16 protein-coding genes are annotated in these 18,618 nt (G+C 68.0%); 8 read left to right on the forward strand and 8 right to left on the reverse strand.

Features of this window, described 5'->3' with window-relative positions:
• Positions 1 to 28: 28 nt before the first annotated feature.
• From G3I56_RS19125 to G3I56_RS19135, 3 genes are all read right to left on the reverse strand, one after another.
• Complete coding sequence (locus tag G3I56_RS19125; RefSeq protein ID WP_164410455.1) at positions 29 to 886, reverse strand: hypothetical protein; 858 nt, start codon at positions 884 to 886, stop codon at positions 29 to 31.
• A 2-nt stretch (positions 887 to 888) separates the two neighbouring features.
• On the reverse strand, positions 889 to 1,677 hold the full coding sequence (locus tag G3I56_RS19130; RefSeq protein WP_343239997.1) for a vWA domain-containing protein: 789 nt from the start codon (positions 1,675 to 1,677) through the stop codon (positions 889 to 891).
• A 253-nt stretch (positions 1,678 to 1,930) separates the two neighbouring features.
• The gene (locus tag G3I56_RS19135) at positions 1,931 to 3,196 is read right to left on the reverse strand and encodes an amidohydrolase family protein (RefSeq protein WP_164410459.1); all 1,266 of its coding nucleotides are present in this window, start codon (positions 3,194 to 3,196) and stop codon (positions 1,931 to 1,933) included.
• A 201-nt stretch (positions 3,197 to 3,397) separates the two neighbouring features.
• Here G3I56_RS19135 and G3I56_RS19140 point away from each other — a divergent pair, with 201 nt between their 5' ends.
• Together G3I56_RS19140 and G3I56_RS19145 are read left to right on the forward strand one after the other, a co-directional pair.
• Positions 3,398 to 6,421, forward strand: a complete 3,024-nt coding sequence (locus G3I56_RS19140; protein WP_164410461.1) for a BTAD domain-containing putative transcriptional regulator — start codon at positions 3,398 to 3,400, stop codon at positions 6,419 to 6,421.
• Positions 6,422 to 6,658: 237 nt separating this feature from the next.
• Entirely contained in the window at positions 6,659 to 6,859 is a 201-nt protein-coding gene (locus G3I56_RS19145) for a hypothetical protein (protein WP_164410463.1), read from the forward strand.
• 105 nt (positions 6,860 to 6,964) lie between these two features.
• On the opposite strand, the gene G3I56_RS45085 is transcribed toward G3I56_RS19145, so the two are convergent.
• The gene (locus tag G3I56_RS45085; RefSeq protein WP_343239998.1) at positions 6,965 to 7,582 is read right to left on the reverse strand and encodes an ATP-binding protein; all 618 of its coding nucleotides are present in this window, start codon (positions 7,580 to 7,582) and stop codon (positions 6,965 to 6,967) included.
• Complete coding sequence (locus tag G3I56_RS19155) at positions 7,579 to 7,806, reverse strand: hypothetical protein (RefSeq protein WP_164410465.1); 228 nt, start codon at positions 7,804 to 7,806, stop codon at positions 7,579 to 7,581. Before G3I56_RS19155 ends, G3I56_RS45085 begins: the two co-directional genes overlap by 4 nt.
• 131 nt (positions 7,807 to 7,937) lie before the next feature.
• Between G3I56_RS19155 and G3I56_RS19160 the strand changes: the two genes are divergently transcribed.
• Both G3I56_RS19160 and G3I56_RS19165 read left to right on the forward strand, forming a co-directional pair.
• The gene (locus tag G3I56_RS19160; RefSeq protein WP_164410467.1) at positions 7,938 to 8,789 is read left to right on the forward strand and encodes a helix-turn-helix transcriptional regulator; all 852 of its coding nucleotides are present in this window, start codon (positions 7,938 to 7,940) and stop codon (positions 8,787 to 8,789) included.
• Entirely contained in the window at positions 8,770 to 8,985 is a 216-nt protein-coding gene (locus tag G3I56_RS19165; protein WP_164410469.1) for a DUF397 domain-containing protein, read from the forward strand. The genes G3I56_RS19160 and G3I56_RS19165 overlap by 20 nt, the downstream gene beginning before the upstream one ends.
• A 23-nt stretch (positions 8,986 to 9,008) precedes the next feature.
• Here G3I56_RS19165 and G3I56_RS19170 read toward each other — a convergent pair whose 3' ends face one another.
• Entirely contained in the window at positions 9,009 to 9,476 is a 468-nt protein-coding gene (locus tag G3I56_RS19170; RefSeq protein ID WP_164410471.1) for a hypothetical protein, read from the reverse strand.
• A gap of 737 nt (positions 9,477 to 10,213) precedes the next feature.
• On the opposite strand from G3I56_RS19170, the gene G3I56_RS19175 reads away from it, so the two are divergent.
• Together G3I56_RS19175 and G3I56_RS19180 are read left to right on the forward strand one after the other, a co-directional pair.
• Positions 10,214 to 11,461: a hypothetical protein gene (locus G3I56_RS19175; RefSeq protein WP_164410473.1), complete on the forward strand. Its 1,248-nt coding sequence runs from the start codon at positions 10,214 to 10,216 to the stop codon at positions 11,459 to 11,461.
• A gap of 129 nt (positions 11,462 to 11,590) precedes the next feature.
• The gene (locus G3I56_RS19180; protein ID WP_164410475.1) at positions 11,591 to 12,694 is read left to right on the forward strand and encodes a protein kinase family protein; all 1,104 of its coding nucleotides are present in this window, start codon (positions 11,591 to 11,593) and stop codon (positions 12,692 to 12,694) included.
• 221 nt (positions 12,695 to 12,915) lie between these two features.
• On the opposite strand, the gene G3I56_RS19185 is transcribed toward G3I56_RS19180, so the two are convergent.
• Positions 12,916 to 13,287, reverse strand: coding sequence for a hypothetical protein (locus tag G3I56_RS19185; protein WP_164410477.1), 372 nt, complete (start codon positions 13,285 to 13,287; stop codon positions 12,916 to 12,918).
• A gap of 695 nt (positions 13,288 to 13,982) precedes the next feature.
• Between G3I56_RS19185 and G3I56_RS19190 the strand changes: the two genes are divergently transcribed.
• Entirely contained in the window at positions 13,983 to 15,674 is a 1,692-nt protein-coding gene (locus G3I56_RS19190) for a hypothetical protein (protein ID WP_164410479.1), read from the forward strand.
• 32 nt (positions 15,675 to 15,706) lie between these two features.
• Here G3I56_RS19190 and G3I56_RS19195 read toward each other — a convergent pair whose 3' ends face one another.
• A complete protein-coding gene (locus G3I56_RS19195) occupies positions 15,707 to 17,290 on the reverse strand; it encodes a FadD3 family acyl-CoA ligase (protein WP_164410481.1) in 1,584 nt (527 codons plus the stop codon).
• A gap of 110 nt (positions 17,291 to 17,400) precedes the next feature.
• On the opposite strand from G3I56_RS19195, the gene G3I56_RS19200 reads away from it, so the two are divergent.
• On the forward strand, positions 17,401 to 18,585 hold the full coding sequence (locus G3I56_RS19200; RefSeq protein ID WP_164410483.1) for a lipid-transfer protein: 1,185 nt from the start codon (positions 17,401 to 17,403) through the stop codon (positions 18,583 to 18,585).
• The last annotated feature ends 33 nt before the right edge of the window (positions 18,586 to 18,618 follow it).

Below are 18,618 nucleotides of genomic sequence, written 5' to 3' on the forward strand. Positions count from 1 at the left end.
TACGCCTACACAGGTATACGGATGAACGTCACACTTTCGCTCGGACGAGGGTCACATCGTCGTTGCGCATCCGGGCGCGCGCCCGCTGGTCGTCCACCCACTCGGCGAAGTCCTGCCGGTCGAACGCGGCGAAAGCCGGGAAGCCCGCGGCCTCGCCCCCAGCCTCCTTCGCCTCCCCTGTCTCCCGGGACAGCACCCAGGCGGCCAACGCATCTGTGGCCAGGAGGAGTTCGTCGCCCGGCAGCAGCTCTCCGTGGGCCACCCGCATCCGTTCCGCGACGAGCCGTGCGTCATGGTTGCGGCTGCCCAGCAGCTGGGGCGTGATCCCGAACTCCTCGACCGTGCGCAGCGGAAAGGAGTCGAGGAGGCGCCCGTCGCGCAGCTGGAACAGGCAGCTGTCGCCGAGGGCGAAGGAGTACCAGGCCCAGCGGGTCGTGCCGTTCTCCAGGGCCGTGGCCCGGATCTCGGCCCCGAGCAGCGTGGCGAACGCCCCTTTTTCCAGGCCGGGTTGCTCGTACCAGGTGATGGGCCTGCCCTGGGCGGCGCGCTCGGCCTGGTAGCGGGTGAGGAAGGCGTCCCAGTGCAGTGCCGAACGGTCCATCAAGTCCCGTACGAACGTGCCGAGTTCCTCCCACCAGTCACCGGCGAGCCGCATGGACTCGACGGCGTCGGCGACGAGGAGCGTGGCCCAGTCGCGGGCAAGCAGGCTCTCCGAGGCTCCGTCGGACACGGCGGCGTACAGCGACGCGACGGCTCGTCCGGCGCTGTCGACGCCCGCCTCTCCGGACTGCCAGCAGTACGCGGCGTCCTCGCACTCCCGCTCACTGCTGCCCGACTTCTGCGTCCACAACCACTGCGCCTGCGGCAGCGCCGGGATGTCCCCCATGGTCAGCGCAGCTCCGTCGCACGGGTGCCGATGTCGAGGAACTCCACGATGGAGACGATGTCGGCGTTGTAGACGAAGCCCCGGGTCGTCCCGCTGACGCGGTGGCCCTGCGAGGCGGCGTACGAACGCATGTGGCTGGGCAGGACGCTGGACATCTGGAACAGCAGCTTCGCGTATGCGTCCGGCAGTGCTTCCTCGGCGTCCGGGAACGTGATGGGGGCGCCGCCACTGCCGGAGACGTGCAGGTTGAAGAGGAGGACCGGGCCGTCGGCGGTGGCGTGCGAGGCCAGGTTGATGGCGGCGCTGGTCGGGTCGCCGTCGGTGGACTCGCCGTCGGTCAGGTTGAGGACGATGGGCGGGAAACCGCCGGGGTGCGTGTCGACCCAGTGCCCCACCAGGGTGTTCGCGTAGCCGAGGGCGCGGGTCATGGGCGTACCGCCGTTGGTGACCGGGTCCATCCACACGGGGAACTGGACGGACGTCTCGACGAGACCGCCGGCGCCGTCCGGCACTTTCTTGGTGCGACTCTCCACCCGCGCCGGGTTGTTGGCGACCTCGCTCAGCGGAACGAGGTCGCGGCCGGCGAGGGCGCCCTGGTAGGCGGAGCCGACGCGGTTGTGGCCGTAGCCGATCACCGCGACGTGGAAGTAGTCGCGTACGCCTTCTTCCTTGGCGCACTTGACCGACAGTTCCGTCAGCAGCCGGTTGATGGCGTTGGACACGACCTCGGCCCGCGGCTGTGTCGTCTCACCGCTCTCCATGGGATCGCCCATGGACGCCGACTGGTCCACGAGGAAGATGAAACATCCTGGGTTGGTCCGGCTGATCTCTGCGGTGTACGGCAACGGACGTCCCCCGTTTTTCCTTGCACAGTCACTGTGCGGCAGCTGTGCGGTCGCCGGGGAACAGTCGCGTTGGGCAGTGCGTCTTCACCATCCGACCACTTGGCCCCCCAAGGGACTTCACGGTACCGGATGACCAACCGCTCTACGTGGGGCTACGGGGGAATCCACCTATACGTGCCCTGTACGGCCCGCGCACTGTTCAACTCCCCGGATTCCACAGCCCGTCCGGCGTCAGCCCCAGCAGGTCGATCGCGTTGCCCCGTACGATCCGCTGCACGACCTCCGGGTCCAGATGCCCCATCTGTGCCTCGCCCACCTCGCGCGAGCCGGGCCAGGTGGAGTCGGAGTGGGGGTAGTCGGTCTCGTAGAGGACGTTGCCGACGCCGATCGAGTCGAGGTTGCGCAGCCCGAAGGCGTCGTCGAAGAAGCAGCCGTAGACGTGCTCGGCGAACAGTTCGGAGGGCGGCCGGTGGACCTTGTCGGCGACCCCGCCCCAGCCCCGGTTCTCCTCCCAGACGATGTCCGCGCGCTCCAGAATGTACGGGATCCAGCCGATCTGGCCCTCCGCGTACATGATCTTCAGCTGCGGGAAGCGCTCGAACTTGCCGCTCATCAGCCAGTCGACCATCGAGAAGCAGCAGTTGGCGAAGGTGATGGTGGAGCCGACGGCGGGCGGGGCGTCGGCGGAGGTGGACGGCATCCGACTGCTGGAGCCGATGTGCATCGCGATGACGGTGCCCGTCTCGGCGCAGGCGGCGAGGAACGGGTCCCAGTCGTCGCCGTGGATCGAGGGCAGGCCGAGGTGCGGGGGGATCTCCGAGAAGGCGACCGCGCGGACGCCCCGGGCCGCGTTGCGCCGGACCTCGGCCGCGGCCAACTCGGCGTCCCAGAGCGGGATGAGGGTGAGCGGGATGAGACGGCCCTGCGCGGCCGGGCCGCACCACTCGTCCACCATCCAGTCGTTGTAGGCGCGTACGCCGAGCAGTCCGAGTTCGTGGTCCTCGGCCTCGGTGAAGGTCTGCCCGCAGAAGCGCGGGAAGGTCGGGAAGCAGACAGCGGACTGGACGTGGTTGATGTCCATGTCGGCCAGTCGCTGCGGGACGTCGTACGAACCGGGGCGCATCTGCTCGTAGGTGATGACTTCGAGCTTGATCTCGTCCCGGTCGTAGCCGACGGCGGTGTCGAGGCGGGTGAGGGGGCGGTGCAGGTTCTCGTAGATCCACCAGTCGCCGATCGGGCCGTCGTCGCCGGGTTCGCCCATGACGGGCTTGAACCGGCCGCCGAGGAAGGACATCGACTTCAGCGGCGCCCGGACTATGCGCGGGCCGACGTCCAGGTACTTCTTCGGCAGCCGGTCCTGCCAGACATTGGGCGGCTCCACCGTGTGGTCGTCCACCGAGATGATCTTCGGGAAGGTGTCGGTCGTCCCCGTACCCTCCACTGCGCTCTCCACAGTCGTCTCCATAAGTGGCACGGTAGCGCTGATCTGACGAACCGTCAGCTACGCGACCACGCACGCCCCTTTTCGCGGAACCCTGTGCGGAGACCGTGTGAGAACCGTGCAATACCTCGCTCCCGGCCTGCGATCGCCGTCTCCGGAGCTGACGCACACGCCATGGACAAGGCAAACTGCTGTTCTAGTCATGAAGTTCGGCAGGGAGCGGTGATGGGTGACATACCGGCTGTACCGCGGGTGCCGGCACAGCGGGATCCCAGGGATACGCCGGTGAGGTCCCCGGCGGAGGCCTCGGCTGATTCCCCGGCGGCGCTGCGCTTCAGCGTGCTCGGGCCGGTACGGGCCTGGCGCGACGACGAGCTGCTGCCCACCGGTTCCCCGCAGCAACGGGCGCTGCTGGCCGCGCTGTTGCTGCGCGAGGGCCGGACGGCGACGGCCGCCGAGCTGATCGACGCGCTGTGGGGCGACGAGCCGCCTTCGCAGGCGCTGGCGGCGGTACGGACGTACGCGTCCCGGCTGCGGAAGGTGCTGGGCGCCTGGGTGCTGGTGAGCGAGTCGGGCGGGTACGCGATCCGTTCCCTCGCGGAGGGCGCGCTGGATCTGACGGTGGCGCAGGAACTGGCCACGGAGGCCGAGAAGTCCAGGAGCACCGGGGATCTGCGCCATGCCCGGGAGATCCTCAACCAGGCGCTGGACCTGTGGGAGGGAAGGCCACTGGCAAGCCTCCCGGGACCGTACGCGGAGGCGCAGCGTGCCCGGTTGGAGGAGTGGCTGCTCCAACTCCTCGAATCCCGGCTCGACATGGACCTCGAACAGGGCTGTCACGCCGAGTCGGTCAGCGAGTTGACCGCCCTCACGGCCGAACACCCCCTCCGCGAGCGCCTGCGGGAGCTGCTGATGCTCGCGCTGTACCGCAGCGGCCGGCAGGCCGAGGCCCTGGCGGTGTACGCGGACACGCGCCGCCTCCTGGCCGACGAGCTCGGCGTCGATCCCCGGCCCGGCCTCAGGGAGTTGCAGCAGCGCATCCTGCAGGCGGACCCGGGGCTCGCCGAGCCCTCCGCCCCGCTCGCCCCGGAACCCGCCCCGGCCCCCGTCCGCCCTGCCCAACTCCCGGCCACGGTCTCGGACTTCACGGGCCGTGCCGCCTTCGTCTCCGAGCTGAGCAAGGTCCTGGAGTCCGCCTCGTCGGCGTCGTCGGAGCAGGGCCGGGTGATGGCCGTGTCGGCGCTGGCCGGTATCGGCGGGGTGGGCAAGACGACCCTCGCCGTACATGTGGCCCACCAGGCCCGTTCCGCCTTCCCCGACGGGCAGTTGTACATCGACCTCCAGGGCGCCGGCACCCAGGCGGCCGAGCCGGAGACCGTCCTCGGCGCGTTCCTGCGCGCCCTCGGCACGGCCTCTTCGGCGATCCCGGACTCGCTGGAGGAGCGCGCGGCCCTGTACCGCTCGGTGCTGGACGGACGCCGGGTCCTGGTCCTGCTGGACAACGCCCGCGACGCCGCCCAGGTACGTCCGCTGCTGCCGGGCACGGAGGGCTGCGCGGCCCTGGTCACCTCCCGGGTACGGATGGTGGACCTGGCGGGCGCCCACCTCGTCGACCTGGACGTCATGTCCCCCGAGGAGGCCCTCCAGCTGTTCACGAAGATCGTGGGCGAGGAGCGGGTCGCCGCGGAGCGCAAGGCCGCCCTGGACGTGGTGGCGGCCTGCGGTTTCCTGCCGCTGGCGATCAGGATCGCGGCGTCCCGGCTGTCGGCGCGCAGAACGTGGACGGTGTCCGTCCTGGCGGAGAAACTGGGCGACGAACGCCGCCGCCTGGACGAACTCCAGGCCGGCGACCTCGCCGTGAAGGCGACCTTCGAACTCGGCTACGGCGCCCTGGACCGCCAACAGGCCCGCGCGTTCCGCCTGTTGGGCCTGGCGGACGGCCCCGACATCTCGCTCGCGGCTGCGGCGGCCGTACTGGACCTGCCGGTTGACGACGCGGAGGAGGTCCTGGAGTCCCTGGTCGACACCTCACTGCTGGAATCGGCGGCGCCGGGCCGCTACCGCTACCACGACCTCGTACGACTCTACGCGCGTTCCTGCGCCGAACGGGACGAACACCCGCCCGGCGAACGGGCGTCGGCCATGTCCCGCCTGCTCGACTTCTACCTCGCGACGGTCGCCGCGACCTACCGCATCCAGCGCCCCGAGGACAGGCTCGTCGACCACCTGGAGCAGGTGGAGTATCCCGGGCTGACGTTCGCCGACAGCCACGCCGCGCAGGACTGGGTGCACGCGGAGGCGGTGTGCGTACTCGCCTGCGTCCGCCAGTCCGCGACCCGGCCGGACACGCTGCGCCGCGCCGCCGACGTGCTGTGGGCGGCGGTCGAGTTGGCCGAGTCCGGCACCAACTCCAAGGAGTACGAGGCGGTCGCGGCGATCGTGCGGGACGCAGCGCGGGCCGCAGGTGACCCCCGTACGGAAGCCCGCGTCCTGACCGCGCTGGCCTTCGTGCACTGCTTCTCCAGCAGCCGTTTCGATGTCGCCATCCAGGAGTCGGAACGGGCATCGGAGTTGGCGCTCGCGGCCGACGACCGCCTCACCGCCTGCTGGTCGTCCAACATCAGCGGTGTCGTGGCCCTCTACCAGAACCGGCACGACTCGGGCGAGGCCCACCTCACCCGGGCGATCGAGAGCTTCCGCGCCTGCGCGGACCGCCCGGGCGAGGCCAGCGCGCTGTGCAACCTCTCCCGCATCCACCTCGCCACGGGCCGCACCGACAGCGCGGTCGCCCTGGCCGAACAGGGCACGGCGATGTACGACGCGATGGGCCACGCCCTGCGAGGAGCGAACGGCCGGTACGCGCTCGGCCTGGCGCTCACCCAGAGCGGCCGGCTGACGGAGGCCGCCAGCCATCTCGACGAGGCCCTGCGGGTGTTCCGGGACAGCCGGCAGCGCCTGTGGGAGGGCATGACCCTGTTCCGCCTCGCCGAGGTCGATCTCGCGGCGGCCCGTTCGGCACGGGCGGCGACCAACGCCGAGCAGGCGCTGACGGTGCTGCGCGGCATCGGCGGCGAGTGGCGGCGGGGCAACGTCCTCACGGTCCTCGGCCGCGCCCTGCACGGCATCGGCCAACTGGACCGCGCCCAGGTGTGCTGGCAGGACGCGCTCGGCATCTTCGAGTCACTGGAGGCACCGGAGGCGGACGCGGTACGAGAGCTGCTGGGGCGGGCAACGCGTACGAACTGCTGAAGGTTGCCCGGGCCGGAGCCGAGGACGAACGACGTTCATCGTTCGTTTATCGCCGTCGGGCAGGCTCGTCCCTGTCGAGCCGTCGCGTCGGGGGGCAGGCGGAACGACAGGGGGCCGGACCTCTTAAGGTGAACCGGCCCAGGGCCCGCCCCGCAGTCCACGGGGGAGTCGCGGGGCGGGCCCTCAGTACACCGGTCACCATCACAGGCCGGCCACCATCACAGGGGAGACAGCAAGATGAGCGACGAGACCAAGACGAACGACATCCACGCGACGAGCGAGCCGGTCACCGCCACCACCCTGGGCGACATCCACGCGACGACCGAACCGGCCAAGCAGACCAAGGCCACGGCGACCGTCCTGGGCGACATCCACGCCACGACGGAACCCGTCACCGCCAAGCCGAACGACATCCACGCGACGGACGAGACCGTCTGAGCCACCGGCTCCAACACTCCAACAGACGTACACCTGCACGGGGAACGACCGCGGCGGCGCGGAGGGGGAGCCGCCGCGGTCGTGGTGTGTCCGGTCCGGGGCCGGTCAGGCATCCATCGGGGTGGCGGAACCACGCTCACACTCGCGGTCGCGGTCGCGGTCGCGGTCGCGGTCGGCGAAGATACGGCCGGCTTCCCGCCGTTCGGCCTCCGCCGCCGCCAACTCCGCCTCGGTGACCGGCCCGCCCTTCTCCTCCATCCACGCCACCAGCTCCCCCAGCCGCTCCTGCTCCCACCGGCGTTCCATGGCCCGCGGGACACCGGCGCCTGCCAACTCGCACCACACCGTCTTGCCCACGGCCTCGACCTCCACGCCCCACCGCACAGCGAGGGCGCCGAGCAGGGCCAACCCGCGCCCCGACTCATCAGCCCCCGTGGCGCCGAGCAGCACCGGAAGGGCTCGCGGGTCGGGATCACTCACCTCCACCCGGATACGGGCACCGTCCACGCAGCCCACCCGCACAAAAACGGGCGTCCCCTCCCCCACATGCCGGATGACGTTGCCGACCAGCTCGGTGACGCACAGCTCGACGTCCGCACCCACTCGCCCGTACGCGTCCTCCCCGAACCACTCCCGAACGGCCCGCCGCAGCTCCGGCACGGCTTTGGCAACGGCGAGCATCTCGGCACCGAAGTCCGCAGCCGTAGTCGTCGTGGCGTTCACCGCTCGCCCGCGTTCCTCAGCACGGCGGCCAGCTTCCGGGCGGTGGCCGCGTTGCAGCCGCCCAGCTCGACCAGCCCCATCGGCGGGCGGTAACTCCCCGCGAAACTCGGCAGATCGATCCGCAGGGACGGCAAGGTAATGCCGTGCTCGCCGAGAGCGGCACGCAGTTCCTCGACGCAAAGGGTGATGTCGTAGACGGTTGAGTTGGGCTCCGTCGGCTCCACTGGAGGACCTCCCTGTTCAGCGCACACTTCAGTGCACTCTGTGATGATTCCGTCACAGAGTGACGTGACTGTGCGTACGGTGGAAGGGATTCAGGTTGCGCAGCGCAACTGGAAAGAGGCGGTGGTGAGTTGTGCCCTCCCGTAAGGACCCCGACGCGTCCGCGAACGTCCCTTCCTTCTACGGCGCCGAGTTGCGCTATCTCAGGGAGCAGGCGGGCCTGACGCTGGAGCAACTGGCCGAGGGAAGCTGGCGCGGCATCTCCCTCCTGAGCCAGATCGAGCGCGGTGAACGCAGGATGCCGGAGGATCTGGCCCGCCACGTCGACACGAAACTCGGCACGGATGGCTTTTTCATGCGCCGTTGTGAAGACGTGAGCAAGGCGAAGCGGTCGGGGCATGCGGAGTACTTCGCGGATGTGCTGGAGATGGAGCAGCAAGCGGAGTCGATCGAGGAGTGGGCGCCGATGCTGGTGCCCGGCCTGCTCCAGACGCCCGCTTACGCCCGCGCACTCACGCGCGCGGCGATGCCACGGGCCTCCGACGCGGAAGTCGAGGAGAAGGTCTGGGCCCGGATGGAGCGGGCAGCGATCTTCGACTCCGAGCAGCCTCCGGCGTTCTGGGCCATCCTCGACGAGTCGCTGCTGCGCCGTCGGATCCTCCCCGACGAGGGGATGGCCGAACTACTGGAGCACATCGCGGAGGTGATCAGGACGACGCATTCCATTGTGCAGATCGTTCCGGAAACCACCGCCGCCCACCCGTTCATGATGGGCATGACCAAGATGATGGCCTTCTCGGACGCCCCACCCGTCGTCTACACCGAGAGCCTGCACAGCGGGCAACTCATCGACTACCCGGCGCTCGTGAAGCAGTACCGGGAGTCGTACGATCTGCTCAGGGCCACCGCTTTGCCGCCTGAAGCGTCCCTGGCCATGATCGAGACGGCGGCAGGGGACTACCGAAATGGCAAGCACCGAGCTTGACTTGAGTTCTGCGCTCTGGCGCAAGAGCAGCCACAGCAACGGCACCGGTGGGGACTGCGTCGAGGTGTCCTCCGCCCTCGGAGTCGTCCCCGTACGCGACTCCAAAACCGCCCCCCACAACGGCCCCGTACTCCTCTTCCAGGCCGGCACCTGGGCAGCCTTCCTCACCGACGTGAGGGCGCGGCCGGTCAGTTGAGCAGGTAGGTCCCAGCGGCCTTCTCAAGTCACCCGGCGTCGACACAGCCAGAGAACAATCATGGAGGCGAGAACGACGGCCAGGCTTACGCCGGCAACCACATCGGCGGCTCCTGACGCCACACCGGTGTAACGCCAGATCCACGCTCCGATGAGGGTCAGGCCTCCCCCGAAGAAGCCGAAGGCCGCGCCCAGGAGAAATCGCGTCCGCCGGTCCAGTGGACTCTTGGCCATGACGATCGGCTCCGGCGTCTGCCGCAGGGTGATGTAGTCGTCCTTGTTGTCGATGACAGCGCGGAGCCCATCAGACGCTGCACCGCCTGGGCAACAGGCGAAGAACACCGTCTCGCCTGGCTCAACCACGGCGACGAGGGGCTCACTGGAACACCAGTCAACCTTCAGCTGGACCTGATGCGCTCCTGACGGCACGTCGAGGTGCAACGTCTGCCCCCGGCCGACCCGGCCAACCTCGGTGTCGTCGATGAGCACCACATACCGGCGGAGCACATCGCGATAGCCACCCGGCGCTCGCGACAACCGACCACCCCGTGCCCGATCGGAGCCAGCGCCATCGAGGAACTATCCTCCCCGGCAGACTGGGTACCTTCCTCCGGTACACCGGCCGCGTCAGCAGGCACGGTGCCCTCCCCGTCGTCCATCGCCCGCCCCCTTCGCGCAACAAAGTCCCGAGTGCCGCGAGCGTACTCACCCTGCAGCCGCTCAGATGACTGCAGCCCCAGCCTCGCCACCCTGACCGGAACCGGAACTGCCTGCACTAGTCCGGTCGGCGACAGTCATCGCGGCCAGCCCACCGTGCGCCTGGTCACCCGCTGGAGCAGGCCACCCAAACAGCATCATCAACTTGCGCTACCGACACCAGCATCACGCAGCCGGCTGTCACCGCCTTGGAACAAGGTCACGGCAGTGTCCATCGGATGACAGGAATCTCACGAGTCACGACCTTCAAGTGACGCGACCGGGAGCAAACTCGACGGCGACGCTGAAACAGCTGCGCGTTGCGCTGATTTAGCCGAGGATGCGCCTATGACCGGGGACGAGCCTTCCTGCTTCAGCCGGTGGGCTGCGCCTTCAGACTTCACGCGCCTATCCCTACGGCAGCCGACCGATAGCCGGCGCGGACTGGCCCGCCTACATCCAGGGCCTCATCGACCGCGGCGCGCTGCGCAGTGGGTAGGGCATCGGAGTAAGCCTCACACCCAGTCGTCCACGTGGAATCGGCGAGTTCGGAGGCAAATTTGAATATCACAGACGCCCTGACGGTTGCTGGATTTTTAGTGGGCGCCATCGGAGTCCCTGCTGCGTTAATGGCGTGGCGCGGAGCCGCCAGAAAGCACACGGTAGAGTCTTTTGTTGAAGTCAGAGAACGCGCTCGCCGCGAGCAGGCCGAAATGACACAGCTCGCCATGAAATCCACCCCTCCAGGTTGGCGCTCCGATCCGATACCCATGCTGACGCTGCCAGGCTGGATCCCTCCACTCCCTCTGGAAGACGTCCAACTGGATTGGAAGGGAGAAATGAGAAGCGGGGACGGGCTACCGTCTGCACGGTATCGAGCAATGCGCATGATGCCTAGAAATCAACTCGGCGGGCACTATCTAAGCTATAGTGATGCGCTTACAAAACTGGCCGGCATGGCACATCTATTCAATGGCAAAATTTATCGACCAATTGGCATCAAAGTTAACCGGGATGGATTTCGGATTGAGTGCACGGAAGGAAGATATTTCGATCACCTAGACACCAGTGAGGTACTCGTATACGAGATGGCTGCACGACACGGCAAGTCCAGGACTGCCGCACTGAGCGGTTCCTATCGCAGCTGGCTGGGCAATCCGTTCGACCTCAAACTCCGAGGAATGAGCCTAGGAGTGATCACGCTAACGATTCGACGTGACAACGGTTTCAGTGGATTTTACATGCATCAGAGAGATGGCGATCATGTAGTTGTTGGACCCGAGACCATCCACGTCGTCCCTGCAGGGGAGTTCACCCCTGCAGACGTCAGCCTCGAATCAATGAAAAACGACTTCGATCTTTGGCGTACCATCATGCGTGAATATGCAGAAGAGTTTCTCGACCTACCGGAGAGTTACGGACGTGGAGGTCGACCTTTGGATTACGAAAACGACCACCCATTCAACATGCTGAATGCCGCCAAGAATTCTGGAAGCCTCAACCTACACATACTCGGAATCGGACTAGACCCTTTGACATGGAAGCCTGAAATCCTCACCGCATGCATCATTGAAGGAGATACATTTGACCGCATATTCGCCCATATGGCGAGGAGGACAAGGGAAGGAGTGATTCTTTCTGGTCTGAACGGAAAAGGTTTGAGGTTCGATGCGGAGACAGTCGAACTGTATGTCAATAATCGAAATACTCGTAGCTCTGCGAGAGCATGCCTCCAGCTCGCCTGGAGGCATCGCAATTATCTGGGTCTTGGGCAGGCCTGATGCATTCCCGCATCGTGGGATGAAGGCGCCGGTCAGGACAATCGTGACGAACACGCCAACATGACGCCATGAAGGAAATCCGGCACCTGTACACCGCCCGTCCCGTGAGTCGATCCTCGGAGTCACTCCATGGCCGAGCTAGAACCGGACCTCGGCCTCGTCGGCAACCACCGGGACAGGTCGCGCACCGCACGCCTGATCGCCCACGGCGCCGCCTCCACCGCCCTGGCCCTGCACAGCGACCGCGCACTGTCCGAACTCGTCGACGCGGCGGTGCTGTTGGGCTCCGGCATCGGCGGGAAGTCGGCGCTGCTGGAGATCGACGGAACCCCGGTCTTCGTCAAGCGGGTGCCGCTCACCGACCCGGAGAGGGCGCCGGAGAACGTACGGTCCACGGCGAACATCTTCGGCCTCCCCATGTTCTGCCAGTACGGCATCGGCGGCCCCGGTTTCGGCGCCTGGCGGGAACTCGCCGTGCACACCATGACGACGAACTGGGTGCTCACGGGGGATCACGAGGGCTTCCCCCTGATGTACCACTGGCGGGTACTGCCGGACTCCACACCGCTCCCCGACGAACTGGCCGACGTGGAACGGTCCGTCAATTACTGGGGAGGTGGATCGCAAGTACGCCACCGCATCGAGGCTCTCCAGCAGTCCTCGGCGAGCGTGGCGCTGTTTCTGGAGTACATCCCGCAGAACCTGAACCAATGGCTCGGCGAACAACTGGCCGGCGGCGACGAGGCCGCAGACAGGGCCTGCGTCATGGTGGAGCGAAATCTGGCAGCGGGCTCCTCGTTCATGAACAGCCGAGGGCTCCTGCACTTCGACGCCCACTTCGAGAACATCCTGACCGACGGCCGGCGCCTCTACTTCGCCGACTACGGCCTCGCTCTCTCGTCCCGCTTCGAACTGTCCCCGGACGAGGCCGACTTCTTCGACCGCCATCAGACATACGACCGCTGCTACACCGCGTCCTACCTGGTGCACTGGCTGGTCACCGCTCTGTACGGATACGACCGGGACGACCGCTACGCGCTGGTGCGCGCCTGCGCGGAAGGCGAACACCCCGCTGGGATTCCCGGGGTCATCCCGAAGGAGGCGGCAGCCATCATCGCCCGGCACGCGCCCCTCGCCCTGGTGATGTGGGACTTCATCGACGAACTCCAGCACCGGAGTAGAAGCGCCCAGTACCCGCTGGAGAAAATCCGCCGACTCGACCTTCACAAGTAACGAACCACGGACTGCGCCAGGGGAGGACAACAGGCGCCGCAACCCCCGGCACCCGCCCGCGAAGTCCGTCACACAGCCCAGGACTTGAGCAACTCGGCCACGCTACGGACCGTACAGCTCTCCCCCTGCGACTCGTTCGCGAGAACGGAGACCCGCTACTGGTCGAGCTTGGCCGCAACACCGGAGGCGACGAGGTACGCGTGGGCAACCGCGACGGCCACCTACTTCCAGGCGCGCTGGACGGTGACCGAATTGGAGACCGTCTCAACGCCGGCCGGGAGTTCGAACGCGCAGTCGTCCTGCAGATTGGCCACCAGTTCCTGCTCCTGATCGGTGGTGACCTTCAGGTAGTAGAGAGCACGCTTGGAGTGGAGTTCAGACTCGTGGATGTCGCGCGTCGTGGTGTAGACCCTCTTCTCCTGCCCCGAGGCAATGGGGTCCCGCGGACAGTAGACGGTGTGCTCGGTGCCCGGGTCGCCGAAGTTGTCCAGCTGGGCGACCAGGTAGTACTTCGTCCCGTTGGGCGGCGGGCAGTTCAACTTGGCCGTCGTCTGGAAGGTGCTGCCGGCCTTGTCCGGCGCACTGAGCCACACTGCCGGGAAGGAGCACGAGGGTGACGCGCTCGGAGGTGACGCGCTCGGAGGTGATGTGCTCGGAGGCTGCGAGCTTGAGCCTGCCCCCTCGGGCCCCGTGCCGCCGCCCCGGGCGGCCAGGACGAACGAGACGACTGCGGAGATGACGGCCGTGATCACGGCCGCGATCACGACCTGCCATCGAGACAAACCGAAGCGGCGACGCCGAGGAGCAGGGGCCGGGTTCAGGGGAGTGAGTTCCATATGTGCCCCCTGTGTTGGTTCCGTTACAGAGGGGGACGAGATGTCCGCTTACATTCGTTGCACGCAAGCGAGGTGGGTTTCGGTGGATATAAAGAGGTGTCACCCAGTCATCTGATCGCGTATCACACGTAGTACCCGCCGCATCGCACACCTTCCGGCTGCCGTACCCCGGCCGGACACCTTTGGCCAACCCTCAGCGGGAGTCGTCCGGCCCGCTCATCGCGGCGGCATTGCCGATCTTTGCCGTTTCCATGACAAACGCCTGATTCGCCTTGGTATTGCTTGTGTAGTTTTTGTACCGGCGTGAACATCATCGCCGCCGACAATCCGGGCATCGGGCGCGCACGCATCGCCGGATCGCCGGATACACCCCGGGCATGGATCCGATCGCGGTGTTCCGCCCCGAACGTTCGGATCGCAGCCGTGTCGGGCCGATTTCCCGAGGGACCATCATGAGACGCAGCACCTTCTTGGCCGCAGCCACAGCGACCACGCTGTCCGCCTCCCTGTTCACGGGCCTCTCTCCGGCCCAGGCGGACAACACCGACGGCGGTCCCGTGCTGTCCAACGCGTTCGGCTCGCCTTTCGAGCCGGGGATGTTCTTCGTCAGCGCGCGTTCCGACAGTCCCCTCACCCGCATCACGGCCCACTTCTATCCGCTCGACGCACCGGCAGGGGAACCGGAAGCCGGGTCGACCGAGGACTTCACCCTGGACTCCGGGCAGGACGCGCGGTCCGGCACCTGGCAAGCACCGGTCCACTTGGCGGATCTCGGCGACTACCGGGTGACCGTCGACCTGCAGGACGCCTCCGGCGCCACCGTCACCGGTGCCCTGGCCCCGTACTCACTGCGGTACCGGACCGTCCTCACGATCCCGGACCTGACCGCCACCCCCACCGTGCCGGACTACCTCCATCAGAAGGTCTCCGTCAGCGGCACCGTGCTCGCCGTGGATCCCCGTCACCCCGAAGCCCCCACTCCGGCCGACGGCCCTCCCGTCACCATCTTCACCGGACCCGTCAGCCGGCTGACCGCGACCACCTCGGCCGACGGCCGCTTCAGCGCCGCCTTCGTCCCCACCCAGACCTTCATCGATCTGTCCGCCGCCCCCAAAGCCTCCAGCGCCTACCCGGGCGCGATCGGCGTGGTGACGCCCGAGCAGAACCTGCACACCGTCCGGGCACCGGTCCGTTTCTCGGCGAGCACCCACGCCCTGAACCTGAAGCAGGGCGCCACGGGCACGGTCACCGGCCACGCCGAGATCCAGACCACCGCCGGCTGGCAACCGCTGCCACACACCACGGTCGAGGTCTCGGGACTCGGCTCGGGCGGTCATTCCGGCTTCGGGATCGCCGGGACCACCACCGACAGCCAGGGTTCCTACACCCTCCACGTCCCATCGGAAAACCCCGCACCGGCCGCCGAACTCGTGGTCAGGGGCGAAGGCAACTCGCCCTTCCAGCAGCCCGCCACCGAGCCCTTCAGCCTCCACGTCGCCTACACCACCTGGATCGGCATGAGCGCGTTCCTCAACGACGACGCGTCGTTCAAGGTCGACGGCTATGTCTACTTCGAAGACACACGCGCGCACTGGCCCGCCAAGCCGACCGTGACCCTGCAGTACTCGAAGGACGGCAAGAGCGGCTGGAAGAACGCCGCCACCCTCCCCATCAAGGTCCGCTACAACAAGCCCCAGTTCGAAGAGACATTCGCCCACACCTTCACCACCACGCCGAACAACAACGCCTACTGGCGCGCCCTCTTCAACGGCAACCCCGACCTGGGGACCAGCACCACCAAGCCCGTGCGTCTCTACCGTTACGCCACCCGCGTCACCGGCTTCCACGCCTCCCCCGACCCGGTCCGCAAGGGGCAGCCGATCCATTTCCACGGCAGCTTCCAGTACAAGGACGGCGCCACCTGGAAGCCGCTCAGCAGCGAATCCCCCGGCCTCTACTTCCGGCCCCACGGCTCCACCACCTACCACCTCGTCAGCGACTCCGTCTCCGAGGACGGGCACGGTCACCTCAATGGCATGGCGACCGCAGAGCAGGACGGCACCTGGGCCGTCTCCCTCGACCGCCAGACGGGAGACCACTACCTGCGAAGCGCCCGGGTCACCGACTACGTCGACGTCCGATAGCCGCTGTCGCCCAGCGGGCAGGTGGATTCCCCTCAACCCCCCGCCCGCAACTCCCCCTTGACCACCTTCCCGCTCGCGTTCCGAGGCAGTCCGCCCACGAACTCCACCGCCCTGGGCACCTTGTAGTTGGCCATCTCCCGCCGGGCCCAGGCGATCAGGTCGTCCCCCGTGAGGGATACCCCCGGCCGCCGCACCACGTACGCCTTCCCGACCTCCCCCAGCCGGGCGTCCGGTACGCCGATCACCGCCACGTCCGCCACGTCCGGATGCAGGCCGAGTTGCTGCTCGATCTCCGCCGGGTACGCGTTGAAGCCGCCCACAATGAACATGTCCTTCAGGCGGTCGGTGATCCGGAGGTTGCCGTCGGCGTCCAGTACGCCGACGTCTCCCGTCCTCAACCAGCCCTCCCCCGTGACTGCTTCGGCCGTGCTCTCCGCGTCCTCGAAGTACCCGCGCATGACGTTGAAGCCCCGCACCAGCACCTCCCCGGGCTCACCCACGGGCGCCTCGACCCTCACCTCGACCCCGGGAACCGCCCGCCCCGACGTCGACGCGATCACCGGTGCCGGATCCCCCCGGCGGCACATCGTGACGATGCCGCTCGCCTCGGACAGGCCGTACGCCGTCAGGACCGTGCCCACGCCCAGCTCCGTACGCAACCGTTCCACCAGCCGCAACGGCACCACCGCCGCCCCCGTCACCACCAGCCGCAGACTCGACAGGTCGTACGCGCCCCGGGAGGGGTGGTCCAGGAGCGACTGAAGCAGGGTGGGCGGGCCGGGGAGGACCGACACCCGCTCCGCCGCCACGTTCGCCAGCACCGTGTCGACGTTGAACACCGGCTGCGGGATCAAGGTCGCGCCCCGCATCAGGCACGCCAACACCCCTGCCTTGTAGCCGAAGGTGTGGAAGAACGGGTTCACGACGAGATAGCGGTCCCCTTCCCGCAGCCCCGCCAGCTCGCTCCAGATCTCGTACGCCCGGAGCGACTGCGCGTGCGTGATCACGGCGCCCTTCGGCCGGCCCGTCGTGCCCGACGTGAAGACGATGTCCGAGGGGTCGGAACCCTCCACCGCCTCCGCCCGCGCCCGGACGACCCGCGCGTCCACGCCGTCGCCGCCCGCCAGGAAGTCCTTCCAGGTACGGAACTCGGCCGGCGCGTCCTCCCCCAGCACCACCACGTCCGTCAGCTCCGGGAGCCCCGCCAAGGGGCCGCGACCGTCGCCGCCCCCCGCCGCCCTCCGCAGCGAGGCCACGTACGACGTACCCAGGAACGTGCCCGTCACGAACAGCAACCTCGCCCGGCTGCGCGCCAGTACGTACGCGGCCTCCGCGCCCTTGAAGCGGGTGTTCAGCGGTACGAGTACCGCGCCCGCCGACACCGCGCCCAGCGCGGACACCATCCAGTCGAGGGAGTTGGGCGCCCAGATCGCCACCCGGTCACCGGCCGCCACCCCGCTCGCGACGCAGGCCGCCGCCGCCCGCTCCACTCGCGCGCCCAACTCCGCGTACGAGACACGGGTACGTCCGTCCACGACCGCCTCGGTGTCGCCGTACCGCTCCACCGCCGCCCGGACCAGCCCCGGAATGCTGCCCCACTCCACGTCACCGCGCACCGCGAGCCTCCCCACAACACCTCACCGCACAAGAGCTGACTGACCGTCAGATTAGCTGTAACCTGACGCCCTGTCAGCAGCCGGACACGCGTGCGGAGGTGTGTGCAGTCATGACAGTCGCACCAGTTACGGCCGGGATCAGGGGCGTCACCGGCATCAAGGACGCCACCGCCATCGCCGGGATCGGGCAGACCCCCTTCGCCCGACAACTCCCCGAGAACGAACGGACATTGGCGTGTCGGGCGATCCTCGCCGCGCTCGACGACGCGGGCATCGCGCCCGCCGAGGTCGACGCCCTCGCCTCCTACACGATGGAGGAGACCGACGAGGTCGAGGTCGCCAAGGCACTCGGCCTCGGTGACCTCACCTTCTTCTCCAAGGTCGGCTACGGCGGCGGCGGTTCCTGTGCCACCGTCGCTCATCTCGCCGCCGCGATAGCCACCGGACAGGCCACGGTCGGCGTCGCCTGGCGGTCGAGGAAGAGGGGTTCCGGACCCCGCCCCTGGCGGAACACCAGCGCCCAACTCCCCACCCCGGCCCAGTGGACGCGCCCCTTCGGGCTGCTGCGCCCCTCCGACGAGATCGCCATGCTCACGCGCCGGCACATGCACGAGTACGGCACGACCCGCGACCACCTCTTCAACGTCGCCCTCGCCTGCCGCAACCGCGCGAACCAGAACCCGGATGCGATCATGTACGACCGTCCGCTCACCCGCGAGATGTACATGACCTCCCGCTGGATCAGCGAACCTCTCTGCCTGTTCGACAACTGCCTGGAGACGGACGGGGCGTTGGCCTGTGTGGTCGTCTCCGCCGAGCGGGCGCGGGACTGCCGCCGCACCCCCGTCTACATCCACTCCGCCGCCCAGGGCCTGCCCGCCCAGCACCACGGCATGGTCAACTACTGGAACGACGACCCGCTGACCGGCCCGGCCTGGACAGCCGCCCGACACCTGTGGAAGCACGCCGACTTCACCCCGGACGACGTCCATGTCGCCCAGCTCTACGACGCGTTCACCGCCCTCATCCCCCTCTCCCTGGAGGGCTACGGCTTCTGCGGACGCGGCGAGGGCGGCTCCTTCACCGAGGGGGGCGCCCTGGAGAGCGGCGGCCGGCTGCCGATCAACACCGGCGGGGGCGGCCTCAGCGAGGCGTACGTCCATGGCTTCAACCTCATCACCGAGGGCGTACGGCAACTGCGCGGCACCAGTACCGCCCAGGTCCCGGACGCCTCCACCTGCCTGGTCACCGCAGGTGAGGGCGTACCGACTTCGGCCCTGTTGTTGCGAACCTGAGAACCTGAGAAGTTGCGAAGTCGAGGAGTTGAG

Source organism: Streptomyces sp. SID12488, assembly GCF_010548275.1.
Classification (GTDB): domain Bacteria; phylum Actinomycetota; class Actinomycetes; order Streptomycetales; family Streptomycetaceae; genus Streptomyces.

Coding starts and splice junctions, on each gene's coding strand:
- G3I56_RS19165 (WP_164410469.1), top strand. CDS start 8,770: ATGGCAAGCACCGAGCTTGACTTGAGTTCTGCGCTCTGGCGCAAGAGC.
- G3I56_RS19145 (WP_164410463.1), top strand. CDS start 6,659: ATGAGCGACGAGACCAAGACGAACGACATCCACGCGACGAGCGAGCCG.
- G3I56_RS19190 (WP_164410479.1), top strand. CDS start 13,983: ATGAGACGCAGCACCTTCTTGGCCGCAGCCACAGCGACCACGCTGTCC.
- G3I56_RS19135 (WP_164410459.1), bottom strand. CDS start 3,196: ATGGAGACGACTGTGGAGAGCGCAGTGGAGGGTACGGGGACGACCGAC.
- G3I56_RS19200 (WP_164410483.1), top strand. CDS start 17,401: ATGACAGTCGCACCAGTTACGGCCGGGATCAGGGGCGTCACCGGCATC.
- G3I56_RS19125 (WP_164410455.1), bottom strand. CDS start 886: ATGGGGGACATCCCGGCGCTGCCGCAGGCGCAGTGGTTGTGGACGCAG.
- G3I56_RS19140 (WP_164410461.1), top strand. CDS start 3,398: ATGGGTGACATACCGGCTGTACCGCGGGTGCCGGCACAGCGGGATCCC.
- G3I56_RS19180 (WP_164410475.1), top strand. CDS start 11,591: ATGGCCGAGCTAGAACCGGACCTCGGCCTCGTCGGCAACCACCGGGAC.